General features: G+C 60.4%; 15 protein-coding genes and 1 tRNA gene. 3 read left to right on the forward strand and 13 right to left on the reverse strand.

Annotated features, from left to right (window positions below; translation table 11 throughout):
• Nucleotides 1-266 precede the first annotated feature (266 nt).
• Both BBOH_RS06260 and BBOH_RS06265 read left to right on the forward strand, forming a co-directional pair.
• Nucleotides 267-2294 carry a DUF6020 family protein gene (locus BBOH_RS06260; protein ID WP_044098266.1) on the forward strand — a complete coding sequence of 676 codons (2028 nt, stop codon included), beginning with the start codon at nt 267-269 and terminating at the stop codon, nt 2292-2294.
• On the forward strand, nt 2291-3169 hold the full coding sequence (locus tag BBOH_RS06265) for a helix-turn-helix domain-containing protein (protein ID WP_081930385.1): 879 nt from the start codon (nt 2291-2293) through the stop codon (nt 3167-3169). Before BBOH_RS06260 ends, BBOH_RS06265 begins: the two co-directional genes overlap by 4 nt.
• Nucleotides 3170-3369: 200 nt before the next feature.
• Here BBOH_RS06265 and rplA read toward each other — a convergent pair whose 3' ends face one another.
• From rplA to dapE, 12 genes are all read right to left on the reverse strand, one after another.
• A complete protein-coding gene (gene rplA, locus BBOH_RS06270) occupies nt 3370-4062 on the reverse strand; it encodes a 50S ribosomal protein L1 (RefSeq protein WP_033522385.1) in 693 nt (230 codons plus the stop codon).
• Between the two features lie 13 nt (nt 4063-4075).
• Nucleotides 4076-4507 carry a 50S ribosomal protein L11 gene (gene rplK, locus BBOH_RS06275; RefSeq protein ID WP_033522383.1) on the reverse strand — a complete coding sequence of 144 codons (432 nt, stop codon included), beginning with the start codon at nt 4505-4507 and terminating at the stop codon, nt 4076-4078.
• A gap of 413 nt (nt 4508-4920) precedes the next feature.
• Nucleotides 4921-5838 (reverse strand): transcription termination/antitermination protein NusG, encoded by a 918-nt coding sequence (nusG, locus tag BBOH_RS06280; RefSeq protein WP_033522425.1) that lies wholly within the window; start codon nt 5836-5838, stop codon nt 4921-4923.
• A 35-nt stretch (nt 5839-5873) separates the two neighbouring features.
• Nucleotides 5874-6101, reverse strand: a complete 228-nt coding sequence (gene secE, locus BBOH_RS06285) for a preprotein translocase subunit SecE (RefSeq protein ID WP_033522381.1) — start codon at nt 6099-6101, stop codon at nt 5874-5876.
• Nucleotides 6102-6130: 29 nt separating this feature from the next.
• Nucleotides 6131-6206, reverse strand: a tRNA-Trp gene (locus BBOH_RS06290).
• 257 nt (nt 6207-6463) lie between these two features.
• Nucleotides 6464-7669, reverse strand: a complete 1206-nt coding sequence (locus tag BBOH_RS06295) for a pyridoxal phosphate-dependent aminotransferase (RefSeq protein ID WP_033522423.1) — start codon at nt 7667-7669, stop codon at nt 6464-6466.
• Nucleotides 7670-7886: 217 nt separating this feature from the next.
• Nucleotides 7887-9062 (reverse strand): glutamate 5-kinase, encoded by a 1176-nt coding sequence (gene proB, locus BBOH_RS06300; RefSeq protein ID WP_044098244.1) that lies wholly within the window; start codon nt 9060-9062, stop codon nt 7887-7889.
• A 33-nt stretch (nt 9063-9095) separates the two neighbouring features.
• Entirely contained in the window at nt 9096-10793 is a 1698-nt protein-coding gene (gene obgE / locus BBOH_RS06305; protein WP_033522379.1) for a GTPase ObgE, read from the reverse strand.
• Nucleotides 10794-10993: 200 nt separating this feature from the next.
• Nucleotides 10994-11248 carry a 50S ribosomal protein L27 gene (gene rpmA / locus BBOH_RS06310; protein WP_033522377.1) on the reverse strand — a complete coding sequence of 85 codons (255 nt, stop codon included), beginning with the start codon at nt 11246-11248 and terminating at the stop codon, nt 10994-10996.
• A gap of 58 nt (nt 11249-11306) precedes the next feature.
• A complete protein-coding gene (rplU, locus tag BBOH_RS06315; protein WP_033522375.1) occupies nt 11307-11615 on the reverse strand; it encodes a 50S ribosomal protein L21 in 309 nt (102 codons plus the stop codon).
• Between the two features lie 244 nt (nt 11616-11859).
• Nucleotides 11860-14961 (reverse strand): Rne/Rng family ribonuclease, encoded by a 3102-nt coding sequence (locus BBOH_RS06320; protein ID WP_044098245.1) that lies wholly within the window; start codon nt 14959-14961, stop codon nt 11860-11862.
• A 466-nt stretch (nt 14962-15427) separates the two neighbouring features.
• Nucleotides 15428-16615, reverse strand: a complete 1188-nt coding sequence (dapE, locus tag BBOH_RS06325; RefSeq protein WP_033522418.1) for a succinyl-diaminopimelate desuccinylase — start codon at nt 16613-16615, stop codon at nt 15428-15430.
• Between the two features lie 437 nt (nt 16616-17052).
• Between dapE and BBOH_RS06330 the strand changes: the two genes are divergently transcribed.
• Nucleotides 17053-17994 carry an AEC family transporter gene (locus BBOH_RS06330; RefSeq protein ID WP_033522373.1) on the forward strand — a complete coding sequence of 314 codons (942 nt, stop codon included), beginning with the start codon at nt 17053-17055 and terminating at the stop codon, nt 17992-17994.
• Between the two features lie 189 nt (nt 17995-18183).
• Here the strand turns inward: BBOH_RS06330 and BBOH_RS06335 are convergent, their stop codons facing one another.
• Complete coding sequence (locus tag BBOH_RS06335; RefSeq protein ID WP_033522371.1) at nt 18184-19860, reverse strand: Maf family protein; 1677 nt, start codon at nt 19858-19860, stop codon at nt 18184-18186.
• Between the last annotated feature and the right edge of the window lie 21 nt (nt 19861-19881).

Consider the following 19881-nt stretch of genomic DNA (forward strand, 5'->3'; position numbering starts at 1 on the left):
GAATCGAAACCATGACTCCCACGATCAACCACGACCCATCGCCAAGTACAGGCGAAGCGTCCGCACGCGGAGACGAGGCAGACGACGAGACCTCACCGCATATCGGCCGAACCGTGGCGGACAGCGACGGCGAGTCTCCTCGCGAACCCTCGGCAGCGACCATGATGAATCAGCCCCGAAACACCAACGGGGTCGAGGAGCGCCCCAGAGACGACGCCGGTGCAGAAACAACCAGTCGCAAGGCCGGAAACAGCGCACGCTACTGGATGAGCAGCATTGGGAGCACACTGCGTTGGGCGCTCGTGACGGCGGCGTGCCTATGGCTTGCACTGTGCACCTCACTGGGGCCGCTGTATCGGCAGTTCCTCAACACGACCACGAATCAGATCAACCCCGACGCCGCCACCATCGCGGCCTTCGGACCGATCAATGCCGCGCTGTTCATCGTGGCGTTCATATCTTATTTGGCCATCATCATTGCGCTTGCACGGCTTGGAAGCGGGCAACGGCTTATACCGCAACCCTTGCGGCGCTGGCGAGACAGGCGGCGCAGTCGGTTCGGGCAACGGCCGACAACCACGGAACAAGACACAAACGCCTCTCGCCGTGCACGGATGGCACGCAAACTGCGCCACGGATATGCCAAAACCTCCCGAATCAGCCAACGTGCCGTGCTGGCCTGCACGTCCAGCTGGCGCAGACTGGCGCTGGTGCTTTTGATCGGCTGGCTATGGGTGCCGGTCACCCTCGTATCCGCGTTCGGAGCGGACATGCGCAGTCAGTTTCGCGAATTCAGCTGGGCGTGGAATCAGGCGACGGGGCTCGAACAGCCGTACATCGGGTTTTTCGCGTTCGTTCCGATGGACATCTACCCCACCGCGCACTATCTGTGGCCAGCGCACCCCACCTACCTGACCGATCAGCACAACTTTGTGCTGACATTACTATACGGGGCCACAGGAGCGGCATCACGGTATCTGACGGGAGCCAATGACCTGGGGATCGCGGTGCTGAGCGCAAGTCAGTTCCTTTTCGCGGTATTCTGCATTTCGGCTACCGCCAACCGCTTCTTCAATCGGCCTTGGATGAACAGCCGGACCGGGCAAACCGAACAAAACAGCCATACAGGCCGAATCACGCAGGAGCGGTCACAACTCGCCCGCAAGGCCATCGGCCCGTGGCCGCGATTCCTGATTATGGCTTTTCTTCTGACATGCCCACCCGTATTGTTCGCAACGATCAGTCTGACAAAATCGCCGCTGTTCGCATTCGCATTCGCATGGTGGTTCGGCGTCGGCTACGAACTCAAGGAGACAAGACGTGAATCCTTGCCCCGTAAGAGTTTTGCGGCGCTGATCATATCGACGTGCGTGATGCTCATTTCAGCGAAATACGCCTGGTACATTATTGTTCTTATGGCGCTGCTTGCCTTCATAACCGACCGGCACCGTTTCATGACCTACCTGATCGGCCTGATCGTGCCGGCCATCTTGATTCACGGAGGGCTGGCATTGGCAATTCGCAGCGGCGTGATCATCGGGGGCGACCCCATCGAAAGTCACGGCGCACAACTTCAACAAATCGCACGTATCGCGAAACTTGACCCCGATTCGATTCCTGAAAGCGCACGGCGGGAACTCGCCCCGATTTTCAACCTCGATCAGATGGCGGAGGCGTACTTCCAGCAGGACGCAGACCCCGTGAAATCCTCGGGCATCCAGTCCAAGCGCGTCAGCTACAAGTGGCGCACCGTCACCGGCGCCGATATGAAACACTTCAACAAAGCCTGGTTTGAGATCATCAAAGCAAATCCGCGCATCGCGCTCGATGCACTGCTGGCGAAAAGCTACGGTTATTTCGACATTCAGGATCCCCCTTATACCGACATGACATATTACGTCAATAGCGATCAGATCAAGGCACTGACGGTTGCGATACGCGACTGGCTGCCCGCCTGGCGTAATTCGGTAACCGACCGGACCAAGCAGCTCAGTCACATGAAGGTGGTGGGTTGGCTGATTCACGGCAACACCTATGTCATTGCCACACTGCTCCTGGGCGCGGCAGAAGTGGTGCTACGGCGCTGGCGCACCCTGGCGACCCATATGCCTCTGTTGCTTCTGATGGGTGTGATGATTACTTCGCCCGCCAACAATTTTGAACGTCATATGCTGCCTCTGATTTTCGTTTTCGGATTCGTCTGCCTCACGTTCTGGCTCGAAAGCCCCGCGAGGGTGGACAATGGCCCATCGCAGAGCATGGCATCCGCCATTACGGCTAAGGTGGAAGCATGAGCAGACGCGACGACCCCGACTTTCTCGGCCTTGTGGAAGGCGGTGTCCACAGACCAGGCGCGTCCAAGACCGCCACATCCACAACCGACGTCTTCAAAGCCGACGATGCCGATCATCCTGTGAATCTCAAGACGATCGAGGACATCACCTTTGAAAGTCTGTCCGACGGACTGACCGACAAGCGAGTCGTTTCGCTGTTGCACGTCATCGGATGGCCCGACACGTTCAATTGCTTCGCGATCGCGGGCGTGCCCAAAGTCGACGCCGACATCGCCGCGAGAACCATCCGTCGCAGCGTGCAGGATCTGGGAGGCAGGCACTGCCTGGTGGGCCGCGATAAAAGCGGGTTGACGGTCGCGCTGATAACCGCCGAAAGCGCTGCTACGCCAGAGGTGACCTGCACCGCCGTAATGCCGGCTTTCGAGAGCGGCCAACCGGTGTGTCTGGGACCGTTGCGACGCAATGTGATCGGGGCGGCATGCACCATTCATGCCACGCTCACGACGTTTTGCGCCATGCCGGCCGTACACGTACGGAGCCGCCCCATACGAGCGGACGACCTGCTGCCTGAACGGGCACTGATCGGCGACGAAGATGCCATCGACGAGCTCTATCACAACGTCTATCAGAGCCTCGGCACCGGCAGCGACCCCACGCTCGAAACCGTCGAAACGTTCCTGACGTGCGGCGGCTCGCTTGATCAGACCGGCCGGGAACTCAACGTGCATCCCAACACCGTGCGGTATCGAATCAAACGAGCCACTGAAGCCACCGGCTGGGATGCCGGAGACCCAAGGGATGCGTATGTATTGCGCACGGCCATCGCCTTGGGTCGCATCCGGGATGCGGAGGGAAGGAGGCAAACGACCGTTTAGACGGCAACCTTGCCATACGGTCGTTCCATGTAGACACGCCATGCATTCACATCATATAGCGATGAACGTCGTCGTTCTCACACTCCCGTACAACAAGGCGCCGCATCTTCAGCAATCATCGGATGAAACCACCCGAAATGCCAGAGATGCGGCGCCTGTCTATGAACAGTCATTCACATGACTTCACTCAATTCAACCACTCAGGAAAGCAGCGAGATATCCAGCGGAACGCCGGGACCCATTGTCGAGGTGAGAGTGGCCTTGAGCATGTAGCGACCCTTCACCGTGGAAGGACGCAGACGCTTGATCTCGTCAGCGACGGCCTGGAAGTTCTCGACCAGTGCCTTGTCGTCGAAGGACCGCTTGCCGACGAGGAAGGACAGGTTGCCGTCCTTGTCGACGCGGAACTCGATCTTGCCGCCCTTGATGTCGGCCACGGCCTTGGCCACATCCATGGTCACGGTGCCGGTCTTGGGGTTCGGCATGAGGCCACGGGGGCCGAGCACACGACCCAAACGACCGACCTTGCCCATCATGTCCGGTGTTGCCACCACGGCATCGAAGTCAAGGAAACCACCTTGCACCTTGGCCACCATGTCGTCGTCACCGACCAGGTCGGCACCGGCTTCTGTGGCTTCGGTTGCCTTGGGGCCGCGCGCGAAGACGAGGACCCTGGCGGTCTTACCGGTGCCATTGGGCAGGTTCACGGTGCCACGCACAAGCTGATCGGCCTTACGGGGATCAACACCCAGGCGATACACGGCTTCGATGGTCTCGTCGAAACCACGCTCAGGCATGCTTTTGAGCAGGGCCACGGCCTCGGAAACAGTGTACAGGTTGCTGCGATCGACCTTCTCGGACGCTTCGCGATACTTCTTGGAATGCTTCGTCATTGCTTCGCTCCCCTCAGCCTTCGACCGTGATGCCCATAGAACGCGCGGTGCCGGCGATGATCTTCATGCCAGCCTCAATGTCACGCGCGGAAAGATCGGCCATCTTGGTCTCAGCGATTTCACGAACCTGGGCCGAAGTGACCGAGCCGACCTTGTGGGTCAACGGGTTGTCGGTGCCCTTCTGAATGCCGGCAGCCTTAAGCAGCAGCGACGAGGCGGGCGGGGTCTTAAGAATGAAGTCGAAGCTACGATCTTCATAGACGGTGATGATGGCAGGAATAATCTGCCCCATCTTGTCCTTGGTGGCGTCGTTGTAGGCCTTGCAGAACTCCATGATGTTGACGCCATGAGAGCCGAGCGCAGGACCCAGCGGCGGGGCGGGGTTGGCCTTGCCAGCCTCGCACGTCACCTTGACCACCGAGGCGACCTTCTTGCTTTTAGCCATATTATTGGCTCCTTTTTCTCCGTGCGGTTCTTACGGTCGCCCCGCAGCCGAAGCCGCGTGGTCTCCTCCCGCAACCGATATTGCTTACGCTGTGTAAGCGGGTCTCCCCTCCAGACACAAGCCTTACCATTATTCCAACCGTGCGGGACAAGGTGCGCCGGAGCTCTCCTTCAACTCATCCAATTGATATCCAAGGCACGACCAAGAATGTCAGCCATCCTTGTCTGTTGAATTGAATCAATAAGACGAAATTCGAAAATCCGATAGTCTAAAGGCACTTGGCATCAATTGAAAGAACTGCGGCCATCGCCAACCCTTATGTATTTTGAAAAAGTGCCGTAACAGGGCACCAACACAAACGCCGCAGCTTCCAGAATCAGAAACCGCGGCGCCTAAAAAACAGATGCGACAGGTCAGACGACCTTCTCGACCTGGTTGAAGCCCAGCTCGACCGGCGTATCTCGACCGAAAATCGAAACCAGAACGGTGAGCTTTTGCGTAGTCGGCTCCACGTCGGAGATGGCGCCCGCCATAGTGGCGAATGGGCCTTCGCTAACGGTAACCTGATCGCCGACCTTGTAGGAAACCTCAACGGTACGCTTTTTGGCGGCCGCAGGCTTGTCACCGGCCTCTTTCAGCGCCTGTGAAGCGATCATAGGAGCCATCATATCGACGACTTCCTTGCGGGTAAGCGGCGCGGGCTCCCGGTTCGGGCCGACGAAACCGGTTACGCCTTCCGTCTCGCGGACGATGCGACGTGCGTTCTCGTCCGGCCACATGCGGATGAGCACATATCCGGGCACTCGCACACGGGTAAGAACCTTCTTGCCTTTGTCTGTGTGCTTCTCAACCTCTTCGAGCGGAACCTCAATCTGGAAGATCTTATCTTCGAGGCCAAAGTTCTGCACACGAGACTCGACGTTTGTCTTCACGCGCTTTTCATAGCCGGAGTAGGTGTGAAGCACATACCACTTACCCTCCAAACCACGCAGGCTCTTTGAAAACTCACGCACCGCCTTGGCGCCAACGTCATCGGAATCAGCCTCTCCTGGTGTCGAATCAGCGGAATCGGAGGCTTCGGCATTGCTGGGATCGTCACCTTCGGAAGTCGCCGCGTCGGACGCGGAAGAACCGTTCTCGGCCGAATTATCGGCGATGGCAGAAGCCAGACCGCCCTCACCGGCTTCAGGTACGGCGATATTCAAATCGTCATCATCTGAAGCCGCAAGAGTTGCATCATTGGACGCGACAACGTCAGCCTGCGCCGATTCACCATCATTCGGCAAATCCGGCAAGCCGTCGAGACCTTCAAGATTCACTTCATCTTCCATGCCGTTCACACCTTATATTCGTTCGTAGCTACGTATCAGCCGAAAATCCTCAATGCAAGTTGGCCGAGGCCAAAATCCATCGCCGTGACGACCACCATGAGCAGCACCACGAAGATGAACACCGCAACGGACCAGCCAGCCCACTCCTTGCCGGTAGGCGCCACGACCTTGCGCATCTCGTCAATAATCTGCTTGATGAACAAACCGATACGCATGAACACGTTCGGCTTGACGCTCTTTTCAGACTCGTTTGCCTTCGCCATATCTGTCCTTCGTCTGGTTTGTCATTACTTGGCAGGGAAGGCGGGACTCGAACCCACAACCTACGGTTTTGGAGACCGTTGCGCTACCAATTGCGCCACTTCCCTAGGTGAACTCTGTCTACGATACTCGGAGCACGAGACCTGACGACAAAACCGCCGATGCACCATCCTAGCGCATAAAACACGAACCGTCCACTCCCAAGTGTCGAAAGGCAAATCATGTGATCATCGGCTTTGATGCCAGCTCAGCCGGGAGCGGTAGAAAACAAAGGAATCTCAACTGGCTTCAAACAGAGAGCGACGAAAAACCGCCGTCAGAAGTCAAGCCTCTGGAGAAACAGCGGAACGGCTGATTGCAGCGATCAGCCGACCCATTGTTTGAATCGACGCACGCCCTCAGCGAGGTCGTCGTCGGCCAAAGCATACGAGAAACGCAAGTAACCGGGTGCGCCGAACGCCTCACCCGGCACAGCGGCCACATGAGCCTGGTCAAGCAACAGTGAAGCCAGTTCGGAAGAGGTCCGGACGACCGAACCGTCGGGTCCCAAGGGCCTGCCCAGCAGCGCCGTCACCTCAGGGAAGGCGTAGAACGCGCCGTGCGGAGCGGAGCAGGTCACGCCGGTCACCTCGTTCAACGCCGCGACGATGGCGCGACGACGCCCATCGAACGCGGCGCGCATCATATCGACCGCGTCCAGCGACCCTTCGACAGCCGCGAGTGCGGCCTGCTGACTGACATCCGCCACATTGGAACTGAGGTGACCCTGCAGCTTGGTGACGGCCTCGGCCACGGGCGTCGGCGCCACGATCCAACCCACGCGCCAGCCCGTCATCGCATAGGTTTTGGCCACACCGTTGAGCACGATGAGCTGATCGCGCACCTCGGGCACCTCGGCGCCAATATAGACCGTGCGCATGCCGTCGTAGGACAGATGTTCGTAAATCTCGTCACTGAGCACCCATACATGGTGTTCAACGGCCCACCGACCAATCGCACGAATGGTTTCTCTGCTCCACACAGCCCCGGTCGGGTTGGATGGGGAATTGACAACGATCGCCTTGGTGCGGGGGGTTCGCACCGCCTCAATCGCTTCAACGGTCGGTTCAAACCCCTGTTCCGATCCGGCAAAGACGAAAACCGGCTTGCCGCCGGCAAGCCTCACCGCCTCCGGGTAGGTGGTCCAATAGGGTGCGGGGATGATGACCTCATCGCCGGGATCGATCAGCGTCTGCAGAGCCTCATAGACAGCCTGCTTGCCGCCGTTGGTGACCACCACCCGGTCCGGGGTGACAGCATATCCTGAATCGCGAAGGGTCTTGTCGGCGATGGCCTGGCGCAGCGCAGGCAGACCGGGGGTGGGGGTGTAGCGGTGGTTCTTCGGGTCGCGGCAGGCCTTGACAGCGGCCTCGACGATGTAATCCGGGGTCGGGAAATTCGGCTCGCCCGCGCCGAAGCCTATCACGTCAACGCCGGCCGCCTTCATTGCCTTGGCTTTGGAGTCAACGGCCAAAGTGGCGCTCGGCGCCACTCGGTTCACGCGTTCGCTCAATGTCTGCCATGATGCCATTCCCATATTGCCAACAGTACGCCTTACTTCCGAAAAATTCCTTACGTTTTTCAAGTACTGATTTTTCAAGTACCGAGTCGTTATGTTGTCGACAATTGCGTCAAATGCCTTGATCGCGAACCCAAGGCTTAATATTGCAACGTTCCATGACCACATATGGAACATACCGTTGGTATGACACGGATTCCGGTGCGTAGACAGCGAACCCGGCCAACAATCAAAGCAAAACGAGGTTATCGCGGTGAACCAGGGGATGTGCGTACTCCGGATCAAGCAGGCGCTTGAGCGCCGTAGTGCTGCGGCCAAGCATGGCCGGCATTTCCTCCGAATCGTAAGCCGCGAGCCCCTTGGCGATGTGATTGCCGGACTCGTCATCGATCCACACCGGATCGCCTGCGGAAAAATCGCCATCGACGGCGATGACCCCGGCCGCCAGTAGACTCGCCCGCCCGCCCAACACCGCTTTGGCCGCACCTGCATCAGCCGTGAGCCTGCCGCGCGGAGCCGCCGCGAAGCCGATCCACAGGCGGCGCGACGTGTCGCGATGGGACACCGGAGCGAATGCGGTGCCCGTAGCCTTTCCTTCGAGTGCATCACCCAGATGCGCGGCATCGGTAAGCACCACGGGGATGCCGGAAGACGCGGCCACACGCGCCGCTTCCAGCTTGGTGACCATGCCGCCGGTGCCCACCTTCGAACCACTGTCACCCACGGTGACTTGCAGAGCATCCTCATTGGATACATCCGAAACGAATGCGATACGTTTCGCGTTTGGATACGTGGGAGGAACGTCGTAGAGACCGTCCACGTCGGTGAGCAGCACCAGGGCGTCCGCGCGCACGATATTCGCCACGAGCGCCGAAAGCCGGTCGTTATCGCCAAACCGCAACTCGTTGGTGGCCAGCGCGTCATTCTCATTGACCACCGGCACTACACCCAAATCAAGCAACCGCCCCAATGTACGACGGACGTTGCGGTATCGTGACGCACGACGAGTATCGTCCACCGTGAGCAGAATCTGGCCGACACGGACACCTTCCACCGTGAAGGCGGTCTCATAACGTTGCATCAACAGACCCTGGCCGACAGAGGCCGCAGCCTGCTGAGTCACGACGTCCTCAGGGCGCTCATCGAGGCCGAGCGGTCCGAACCCTGCGGCGATAGCGCCGGACGAAACCAACACGACGCGCCTGTCCCCGCCGACGATCCGAGCCAAAGAACTCACGATTGCATCGACTTTGGCGGAATCAAGATGCCCCGAAGGCCTGGTCAGTGAACTCGATCCGACCTTCACCACCACGGTCTGGGCACGGTTGACCGCCTGCCGCACCTCCGATTCACACCAGTGGTTGGTCGGTTTCACGGTTGTCGCCACATTCGATGATTCCGCCATATATTACCTTTCCACCGCCGTTCACCAAGCCCGTCACGCTTCGTCGGCCGCGTCGTCATCGTCGGCGTGCCCGCCAAGAATCGCCTGCTCGTCGTGCCGGTCGTCATCCACGCTTGGATCAGCCCAATGTCCAACACTGCGCTCCTTGCGCATCGCCTCACGTACGGCCGTCTTCGCGTCCATCATCTCATGGTACTGACGGCGACGCTCGGCATTGGTGCGACGGTGGGCGCGCGTGTCGTCATGCTCGTCGAGACGCAGATCGGTGCCGCGTGCGCCCAGCTGTGCGCCGTCAAGCATTTCAGCGCCGGCGACGATGGTCGGATCCCAATCGAACGCGACCTCGTTCTTGCCGGTTCCGATGCGCACCTCGTCGCCGGGACGGGCCCCCTTGCCGCGCAGCTCGTCCTCCACGCCAAGTTTGGCCAAACGGTCGGCCAGGTATCCCACGGCCTCGTCATTATCGAAGTTCGTCTGCCGCACCCAACGCTCCGGCTTGGCACCCCGAACGGTGAACCACACATCCCCACGCTTGCTGGTGCCCTTGGTGACGGTAAAGTCAAGCGAGCTGCCGTTTTCATCGTCGGAACGACGACGTCTGCGCACCTTGTCCTCCAAAGGCTTGATGACCACTCGCGCAGCCTGGCGTTCACGTTCTTCCTCGGCGAGCTTGGCACGCAGTTCGGTGACCATTCGTCCCAGCTCAAAGCCAAGTTCCTTCAAGCCTTCATGTGAAGCGGTGGAGACGACGAAGGTCTTCAGTCCCATCTTCTCGAACTCGGGACGTACGAATTCCGCAAGTTCCTTGGCCTCCGGCACGTCCGCCTTGTTGAGGATGACGATACGAGGACGCTCCGGGATGGGAATCGCGCCAATTGGCAGTGAAAGTTTGCTCGCATATAGCGCCAGCTCCCGTTCCAATGCCTCGTAATCCGACATCGGATCGCGACCCTGCTCGAAGGTCGCGCAATCTATGACGTGCGCGATGATCTCAGTGCGCTCGATATGGCGCAAGAACTCAAGCCCCAGCCCCTTGCCTTCGGAGGCTCCGGGAATCAGGCCCGGCACGTCGGCAATCGTGTAACGGTATTCGGCCATCTGCACGACGCCCAGGTTGGGTACGAGCGTCGTGAATGGGTAGTCCGCGATTTTCGGCTTGGCCGCACTCATCGCCGCAATCAGACTCGACTTGCCCGCCGAAGGGAAGCCGACCAGCGCGACGTCCGCGATGGACTTGAGTTCGAGAATAACGTCACGCTCTTCTCCGGGATCGCCTAGCAGCGCAAAACCGGGGGCACGGCGCGTCTTGTTCGCCAACGCTGCGTTGCCGAGCCCTCCCATGCCGCCCGCGGCCGCGACGTATCGATCGCCCTCGACGCGAAGGTCAGCAAGGAGCCTGCCGGCGTGCTTCGTCTCGCCAACGGCACCTTTGGCTTCGAAAATCATGGTTCCCGGCGGCACCGGCAGCACCACATCCGCACCTTTTGAGCCGTCTTTGGTGTCTCCCAGACCCATCGTGCCGTTTTCGGCGCGACGGTGCGGCACGAAGCGATAGTCAAGAAGATTGTTCGCATTCGCGCTCGCCACAAAGATGACGGAGCCGCCGTCACCGCCGTCACCGCCGTTCGGGCCCGCGAGCGGCTTGTACTTCTCGCGCTTGACACCAGCCGAACCATTGCCGCCGTCGCCGCCCTTGACGTGGACGGTCACCCTATCTACAAAATCTGCCATATCCCTTACCTTACCGGTGGGTGCTTATACCCGTCCGCCGCTACTACTATTGATATCAATGCACGATAACATTACAAAAGCCACTATGACGGCAAAAGGCCGCGCCCGCAATGGCGGGTACGACCTTTGATACGTTCTCGGACTAAAACATCCGATTTGCTACAACGCTTGCCTACAGCGTCCTGACGACGCTTTGAAAACTACTCGGCGGAAACCACGTCCACGACCTTGCGGTCGCGGCGCACGCCGAACTTCACGTTGCCGTCAGCAAGCGCAAAGAGCGTGTGATCCTTGCCGGTGCCGACGTTCTGGCCGGCGTGGAACTTGGTGCCGCGCTGGCGCACGATGATGTTGCCGGCAACGACGGACTCGCCGCCGAACTTCTTAACGCCGAGATATTGAGGCGATGAATCGCGACCGTTACGCGAAGCGGATGCACCCTTCTTATGTGCCATCTTAGTGTCCTTTCAGTCCTTACAACGTTTCTATCGCTGGTGCTCAGCGAGCCCGATGTCAGGCGATCGCCGTGACCTTGAGCTTGGTGAGCGGCTGGCGATGACCCTTGCGACGTGCCACGCCGGTCTTGTTCTTGAACTTCTGAATGTTGATCTTAGGACCCTTGGCCTGAGCATCAACGACCTCGGCCTTGACCGAGACCTTCGCCAGATCCTTGGCACCGATGGTCACCTTCGCGCCGTCGACCACGAGCGCAACCGGGAACTTCACGGTCTGCCCTTCCTTGGCATCGAGACGGTTGACGAACATGACGTCACCGACCTCAACCTTTTCCTGATGGCCACCGGCCTTCACAATCGCGTACATAATCGTTCCTTGCTGTTTTTACAAGCTACCTTGCCCGGCGTGCCACGGTTCCCCGCAACCTTTCGGCCAGACACCGAAATCCAAATCTACACCAACCCCCATACTTGACGCAACCGAGTTTCATCGGTATGTGCGGGCCGGTCCATGCAACGACGGAGTAAGCAAGACTCGAAACCTTGGAAATCCGCGATTCCAGGATGCCTATACTCCGTCGATCACCATATTTCATGTTGTGCTACATATCTCAGTTTCCTTGATCGGCTTCCGCTTTGGCATCCGAACCTGAAACAGACTCCGGCTCACCGTCTTGCATGACCTCTGCCTCACCCTCGTCGCTGGCCGCCGCAGCAGCGGCCGCGATCTGCGCAAGTTTAGCCTTGACCGCCGCACTTGACCCCGTTGGGGCCTGCACTTCCGGCGTCGTGCCGTGACCATGCTTGTTGGTGTGCACGAAGGGGTCTCCGCCTTTGACGGCGTACGGATCCGCGTAATCCGATGAGACGGTCGGTTCGTCATGCAGGATGAACCCTCGACCCTTACAGGTCGGACACTCCTCACTGAACGCTTCCACCAGCCCCTGGCCGATGCGTTTGCGCGTCATCTGAACCAGACCAAGCGAAGTAACCTCGGCCACCTGATGCTTTGTACGGTCACGAGCCAGGCACTCCACAAGCCTGCGCAGCACGAGGTCGCGATTTGCCGGCAGCACCATATCGACGAAATCGATCATAATCATGCCACCGATGTCACGCAGGCGCAACTGACGGGCAATCTCCTCGGCAGCCTCAAGATTGCAACGCGTCACCGTCTCCTCAAGTGACTTGCCCCTGCCGATGAACCTTCCCGTGTTCACGTCGACAGTGGTCATGGCTTCGGTGCGGTCGATGACGATGGAGCCGCCGGAAGGCAGGTAGACCTGACGCTCCATGCCCTTGCGCAGCTGGGAATCGATCTGCCACTTGTCGAACACATCCTTGCCTTCGTGTTCGGCCGGATCCCATTTGACGAGCTTGTCCCGGAGATCGGGGGCCATGGTGTCGAGGTATTCCTCAATGTGCGAGTACACATTGTCACCTTCGACGACCATTTTGGAGAAGTCGTCGTTGAAGATGTCGCGCACCACACGGATGGCGACGTCGGGCTCGCCCTGAAGGAGTTTCGCGCGCTTGCCATTGTGATACAGCTTGCGCTTCTCCTCGATCCTCTCCCACTGACGCTCAAGCGACTCCAAATCCCTTTGCAGGGCCTCCTCGCTTGCGCCCTCGGCGGCGGTGCGAATGATCACGCCCATCTCCTTGGGGGCGATCCTGGCGACGATGGACTTAAGGCGCGTGCGCTCCCGCTCGGGCAGCTTGCGGCTGACGCCGGTCATGCCTCCGGAAGGCACAAGCACCAGGAAACGGCCGGCGAGCGTGACCTGGGAGGTCAAGCGAGCGCCCTTGTGGCCGATGGGGTCCTTGGTGACCTGCACCAGCACCGGATCCCCGGATTTGAAGGCGGACTCAATCAGACGTGGCTGACCCTCGAGTCGGGCCGCGTCCCAGTTGACCTCACCCGCATACAACACGCCGTTGCGGGCCTGGCCGATGTCCACGAATGCGGCCTCCATGCTCGGCAACACATTCTGCACACGGCCAAGATAGATGTTGCCGACTGTGGCGACCTCCTCGATATCCGAGACATAGTGCTCCACGAGCACGTCGTCTTCGATCACCGAGACTTGAATATGCTGTCCACGTTCACGCACCACCATAAGACGGTCGACGTTCTCGCGACGGGCAAGGAAGTCCTGCTCCATGATCTGGCTGCGGTGGCTGCGCTCACGGCGGTTGTCACGACGGCGTTGCTTCTTGGCCTCAAGACGGGTGGAGCCCTCGATATCGGTGATCTCATCGATGTACTGCTGTTTGCGTGAACGGCGTGCGGATTGGCGGGAATCACCGGAATCGCCCTTGGCCGTACGGCGGCGACGGCGTGTGGTCGTCTCAGCCTCGGCATCGTTGCGCTCGTCTCGCTCGTCAGTGCGGTCACGCTCGGATTCGCGACGCTTCCCTCGCTCACGACGGCGACGACGCGTGCCCCGTGTCTCCTCCTCGTCCTCAGCGTCGTCACGGTCGACGCGGGAACGCGAACCGCTCACACGTATGATGTCGGAACCCTGTTCGTCGTCGCGTTCGCCACCTTCATCGGCACCGTCGCGGTCGACGTTCTTGCGACGGCGACGGCGTGAACGCGGGCGCGGGGCCTCGTCGTCCCCGTCTTCGACGACGCTCTTGCGACGGCGTCCTCCACGCTCACGATTGTCGGCGCCACCGTCATCCTCGCCATCACGGTCATCGTCAATCGGCAGATACGTAATATCGTCGGACTCAAGGTCCTCCTCGATGCGTTCCACCTCATCGGCCGCCCCACGTTCTTCGGCGTTCAGACGGCGGGACCTGCCACGACGGCCACGGGGCTGTTCATCCATGAAATCGGTCAGATCGCCGAACTCGTCGGAATCGTCGTACGCGCGGCGCGAACGGCCACGGCCGGCTTCGCGCACCTCATCGAGTTCAGGCAACACCGGCTCGCGGAAAAGCAACGAAGTCATCGGGCGTATCGACCGCTCATCATCACGTCCGGAGCCGTGGACATCCGGTTCCTCAGGAATGCCTTGGTCGTCGCGGGATGGACGCCTACGGCGCGAGGCCGACGAAGCCACGCTTTGGTCGTCCTCGTCACGAGCCGCGCGCCCACGACGAGTCTCGACCGAAGCGTCCACGTTCTCAGCACGGTTCGCCCTAGTGCGACGGGTCGTGTTCGACGCGCCAGACTCATCATCGGTGGCATCGGCACGACGTGACGACCGCGGCTTGCGTGCTGACCGCCGAGACGACCGCGAATCGGCGTCGGCTTCATCGTCCGCCGCGGCACCGGAACGCGCTCTGCGTGCGGTGGTTGAACGGCGCGGGCGGGAAGTCCCACGTCCTTCGCTGCCTGTGGTCTTGGAATCCTCGGGAAAATCAGAGGATTCAGCAGATTCGACGGATTCAGAACCGTCGCTTTCCCTAACGTTCTGACGAGCAGTGCGCGCCTGGCGGACACCACGGGCAGTCGAGCCACGTTCGGCGCGTCCCTCAGCACCGGCCTTGCCGACACTGGCTGCGCCGACACTCCGTTCTTCGTTCTCCTCGAGCTGCTCGACGGTGAGGGCCACAGCGGCACCGGCGGCACCGGCGCCGCGTACGACACGCCTTCCGCCGCGCCTGCGCCGAGGTGTTTGTTCGACCGCATCGCCGTGCTCCGCATCATTGTTCTGTTTATTGTCAGCGATTTCATCACTACTGACTGCGTCATGATCCATACTGGGCACAATGCTCCTTGACGGCGTGCTGCATCACACCGCTCACTCTGGCCGTCCACCGGCCTCACACCGCGCTCTCACCGCGGCCACGCGACTGCTACGTCCGTGGACGACATCGAAAAAAGTCCTTGGCTTCGAAGGCGGACACCGACGCCCGCGGATAAACACGCGAGGGGATCGACGCCATCGAAGGTTCGGTGATTTGCAGAACCACCGCTCCGAGTATACCCCAAATGGGTGAACATAGCGTCAAATCGGCCGAAAGACGCCGTCGATCTGCCTCTCCACGGATTCGGCACCTCAAACCATGGTTTCATCCGGCAGGCGCCTTCGGTCCGCAGACGACCAAGACAAGACCTGACGCATTGAAGATTCCCCGCCCTGTTCGAAACGGCTCGCGAATATCGATGTGAAAGCGCGCCTAAGAAACGAAACCCGGAACGAAGGAACCGGGCAGAAGGCGCCGTCATGAAAGCCAGCGTATGAGAATGTCGGCCAGAAGCTCCAACTCGCCTTCGGGCAACTGTTCGTCGGCCTTGTGCGCCAGAAGCGGCGAACCGGCGCCAAGGTTCACCGCGGGAACGCCAATTGACGAGAACCGCGCCACGTCGGTCCAACCCAGCTTCGCCAGCGGCACCCGCCCCGTACGTTCGCGCACCAGACTGGCCAGTGACACCGCCAGCGGCGAGTCCATGCCGGGACGGGCAGAAGGCGATTCGTCCTTCATTTCAATACCGAAGCCCTCGAACATGCCTCCGGTGGCCGTGTGTTCACCGTTGCCGAGCTCGGCGCCCGTGTCCGACCCCATCATGAGCGTCTTGGCCGCTTCGATGCTCTTGTCCGGAGCGAAACGGTAGTTGACGTGCACACGGCACTGGTCAGGAATGATGTTGGTGCCGCTGCCACCGGAGATGAGGGTTGCATTGACGCCCTCGCGATAGACAAGGCCGTCCACCTCCACGTCCTGCGGCTCGTAGGAGGCCAGACGGTTGAGAACATCGGCCGCCTTATGTATCGCGTTGTCGCCCATCCACGCGCGGGCCGAATGCGCGGCTATGCCGTGGGTCACCACGTCGAAGCGCATGGTGCCGTTGCAACCGCCTTCGATGCCGCAGTCGGTCGGCTCGCCGATGATGGCGAAATCACCTTGAATCCAGTCGGGGTGCGCGGTGGCGACACGGAACAGGCCGTTCTTCTCGGCGGCCACCTCCTCATGGTCGTAGAAGACGAAGGTCAGGTCGTATTTCGGGTCGGTCAGGGTGGCGGCCAGATAGAGCATCACCGCGTCACTGCCCTTCATGTCCACGGCGCCGCGGCCGAACATCACGCGCTCGCCGGGGTGCGCGGTCCGCACGTCGTCACGAACCTGCGGATCGTCGGGCTCAAGCCAGCGGGGAGGGAAATTGCCAAGCGCCGGCACCGTGTCGAGATGACCGGCGAGCACCACGCGTTGCGGCCTACCGAGCGAGGTGGACGCGACCACGGTGTCGCCCATCCGCCGCACATCCAGATGCGGCTGCGCGTTGAGGAACGCCTCGACATCATCGGCGATCGCCCTCTCCTCGTCGCTGACGGAATGCACGCGCATCAACGCACCGAAAAGGTCGGCCAGCACCTGCGGGCGTTCGGCACCAGGTTCAATCACAAGAGTCATGCCGCCATCGTACCCCGGCCGCGCCCGCCATGCCGCATTCGTCCGCATGCCGCATCTTCGACGATCTCGATCACGCCACACCACGGACATCCCGCCGGCATGACGACGGCAAACGGTCCTTCATCAATGCGCGGGGCCCCGTGGCGAACCTGTCACCAGTGACGCGGTTCCATACGACCGGGCTCGCACCGCCGCCATGTCGGAAACGGTGCCATGCGATTATCCGGATCCGCAATTTGACGGCGGGCCTGCGCAAGTCGGAACCGTCCCGACAATCGCGGCTACGACCATGAACATGAACGGTTTCAACGAAATTCCAGACAGCGAGGCACACTTGAACAATAAAGACGTCCCGAGAAACGGGTCGTCGAATCTGCGCTCCGGCTGGAATACAGACAGATTGCGTCCATATCGCGAGAATATGGGAGAGGTGTCAGATGGGCTTACTGAGTGCAATGCAGGGTTTCGTGGTGATCGGCATCATCATAGGCGTGGGCTATGTGGCGGCGAGGCTGCGGGTGGCCGGGTCTACCGCGCAGATGGTGCTCAACCAGTACGCCTTCTTCGTGACCAACCCGTTCCTCATGTTCGCTATCCTGTCCAAAGAGCCGATCACGAAGATCTTCCACTCCTCCATCGTCGTCGCGTTCTTCTCGGCCTTGGCGGTAGGCCTGCTCTTCCTGATCATCAACCGACTCCTCTTCCATATGGACGGAGCCCACGCCACCATCGGCGCGCTCAACTCGCTGTATCTCAACTCCAACAACATCGGTCTGCCGATCGCCACTTACATTCTGGGCAATCCCGCGCTGGTGGCGCCCATTCTCGTGATGCAGCAGGCCGTTTTCACGCCCATCGCCCTGACCGCGCTCGACGTGACGACCACCGGCAAGACTTCCGTCAAGCGAATCCTGGCCCAACCGCTGCACCAACCGCTGCTGATCGGGTCGCTCGGCGGCATCGCGGTCTCGGCCTTCACATCCATGACGGGCCATTACCCGATCCCGAAGTTCATCTACGACCCGATCTACATGATTGGCCAGGCGGCGGTGCCCATGATCCTCATGGCGTTCGGCATGTCGCTGCACGGCACGAAACCGTTGCAGAACAAAACGAACCGGTCGGCCAATATCGTCGTAACCATTCTCAAGAACGTGGTGATGCCCCTGATCGCATTCCTGATCTCGTACTTTATCATGGGCTTCCGGGGCAAGGTGCTGTACGCGTGCGTCGTACTCGCCGCACTCCCCGCCGGGCAGAACGTCTACAACTACGCCGCCCGCTATAACGTCGGCACCACCTTCGCCCGCGACGGCGTGCTGCTTTCGACCGTCACCAGCCCCATCGTCATCGCCATCATCGCCACGTTCCTCAGTTGAACAGGGCGACGGGAATATAGCCCATCGTTTCCGTCGGCACGGTACGAGGCGACAGCGTTACCCATGCCCGAAAGGCCGGCGACCGATTGTGTCGGTCACATTAATGGGTCGATCCGGTCTATCTAATCGATGCGGTCAATCCAGACAACCCGGTCAAACCGAACAACCAGAACAAACCGAACAACCCAATCAGTCGGCCGAGGCAGACAGCTGCTTGAGACGTTTGGCGAAACGTGGCCAATCCGAGCGGAAAGCCGTCAGGAGTTTCAAATTCGACACCTGACCGACCGGCACCCACTCAATCTCAATGCTCTCGTCATCGCCCACACTCGGCTCGACGCGATGGCCGGGCTTTTCAAAGGCGAGAACAGTGGTGTAGGCCCATGGGCCGTGATCCTCGCGATAGGTGCCGACCACTTCGATATCGTCCGGGTCGATGCCCGCCTCTTCGCAACTCTCGCGCAATGCGCCCTCAATCGGGTTCTCGCCGGTCGCAAGGGCCCCTCCGGGCACTCCCCAAGTGCCGCCCTCCGCGCTCCATGCCGCACGGTGTTGCATTACAATATGGGTGATCTCACCACTCTCCGCATTCCGGCGCGCCAGCAGAACGCCGGCCGCTCCGTTAAGACCCCAATGGCGACGCCCGCACACACAATCGACCCAGCCGTCTCCCGGCTGTCGAATATTGTTCTTGGGCGGCACAACCGAGGTCGGGTCGTACTGCGCCGACAAGCCGGGCTCGGCGGCGCCGGAAACATCAGCAGGGTCTCCGGGACGACCTGAATCGGCTGAATCGGAATCACCATAGATGTCGGAAATGTCCGAACCGTCAGAACCGTCACTGGCATCGGAACCGTCAGGTTCAACGTTACCGGTGCGAGCGCCGGAATTACCGGAATCAGCTTGACCGGAGGCAGTGGCCGAACCGGGAGCCATCCTACCCACGGCCGCAGCTCCCAGGCCGACATTCCACAAATCCGACCACCGCGCACCCATCTCAACGACCATGCGCCGCAGCAATGGCAGGCTCAACCCAAGGACCCCGCTCGGATCACCATCGACGCCTTCGATGAACGCACCGCCCAGCCCCTCCAACGTGAAGCAGCCGGCAACCTCAAGCGGCTCGCCCGAAGCCACGTATGCCTCAATATCGTCGTCGGAGTAATCCGAGAACGTCACCTTCGCGAAGCTGGCGCCGCTCAAAGCCCTGCCACTGGCGAAATCGACCAGACTGTGCCCGGTCCACAGCTCGCCGGACTTGCCACGCATCGCACGCAGCCGTTCGCGCGCAACCTGTGGGGTGTGAGGCTTTCCGAACGCCACGCCGTCAAACAAAAACATCGAATCGCAACCGATGATGAACGGACCGATATCCGACCCGGCGAAACCGGGATCAGAGCGCTGGGCGCGCTCAATCGGCTCGACGTTAACAGGTACCGTATACGACGAAAAATCACGCGTTGCCGTCGAATTCCGTCCCCCGAACGCGTTGGCGCCCCAAGCTTGAGAACCGCTGCCGGACTTGTCGGAAAAGGTGTCGCGCCGCGAAAGTCCTTTCCCGTCTTGAGCATCGGCCCCAACGGCCTTCATCGGATAAGCCGTCACTTGCTCACCGCTGGCGGCCGCGGCGGTATCGGCCACGGCCCGATACGCTCGGTAGACCGCCTTTGCCTTGGCTTTGGCAAGCAGAGAAACGCGCTCCTCGCACGTCAAATCACTTTGCGCCACCCCACGAACTTCGGCCGCATGAGCCACTACGGCCGGCTCATCCACGCGCGAGACACGGATTACCGGACTGATGCCGGCCGCTTCAAGCACATTGCGACGCGAAGGTGACTGCGAGGCAAGAATCAGTGGAATGGACATATACGCTCCAGACATGCAGGA

The organism is Bifidobacterium bohemicum DSM 22767 (assembly GCF_000741525.1).
Classification (GTDB): Bacteria; Actinomycetota; Actinomycetes; order Actinomycetales; family Bifidobacteriaceae; genus Bifidobacterium; species Bifidobacterium bohemicum.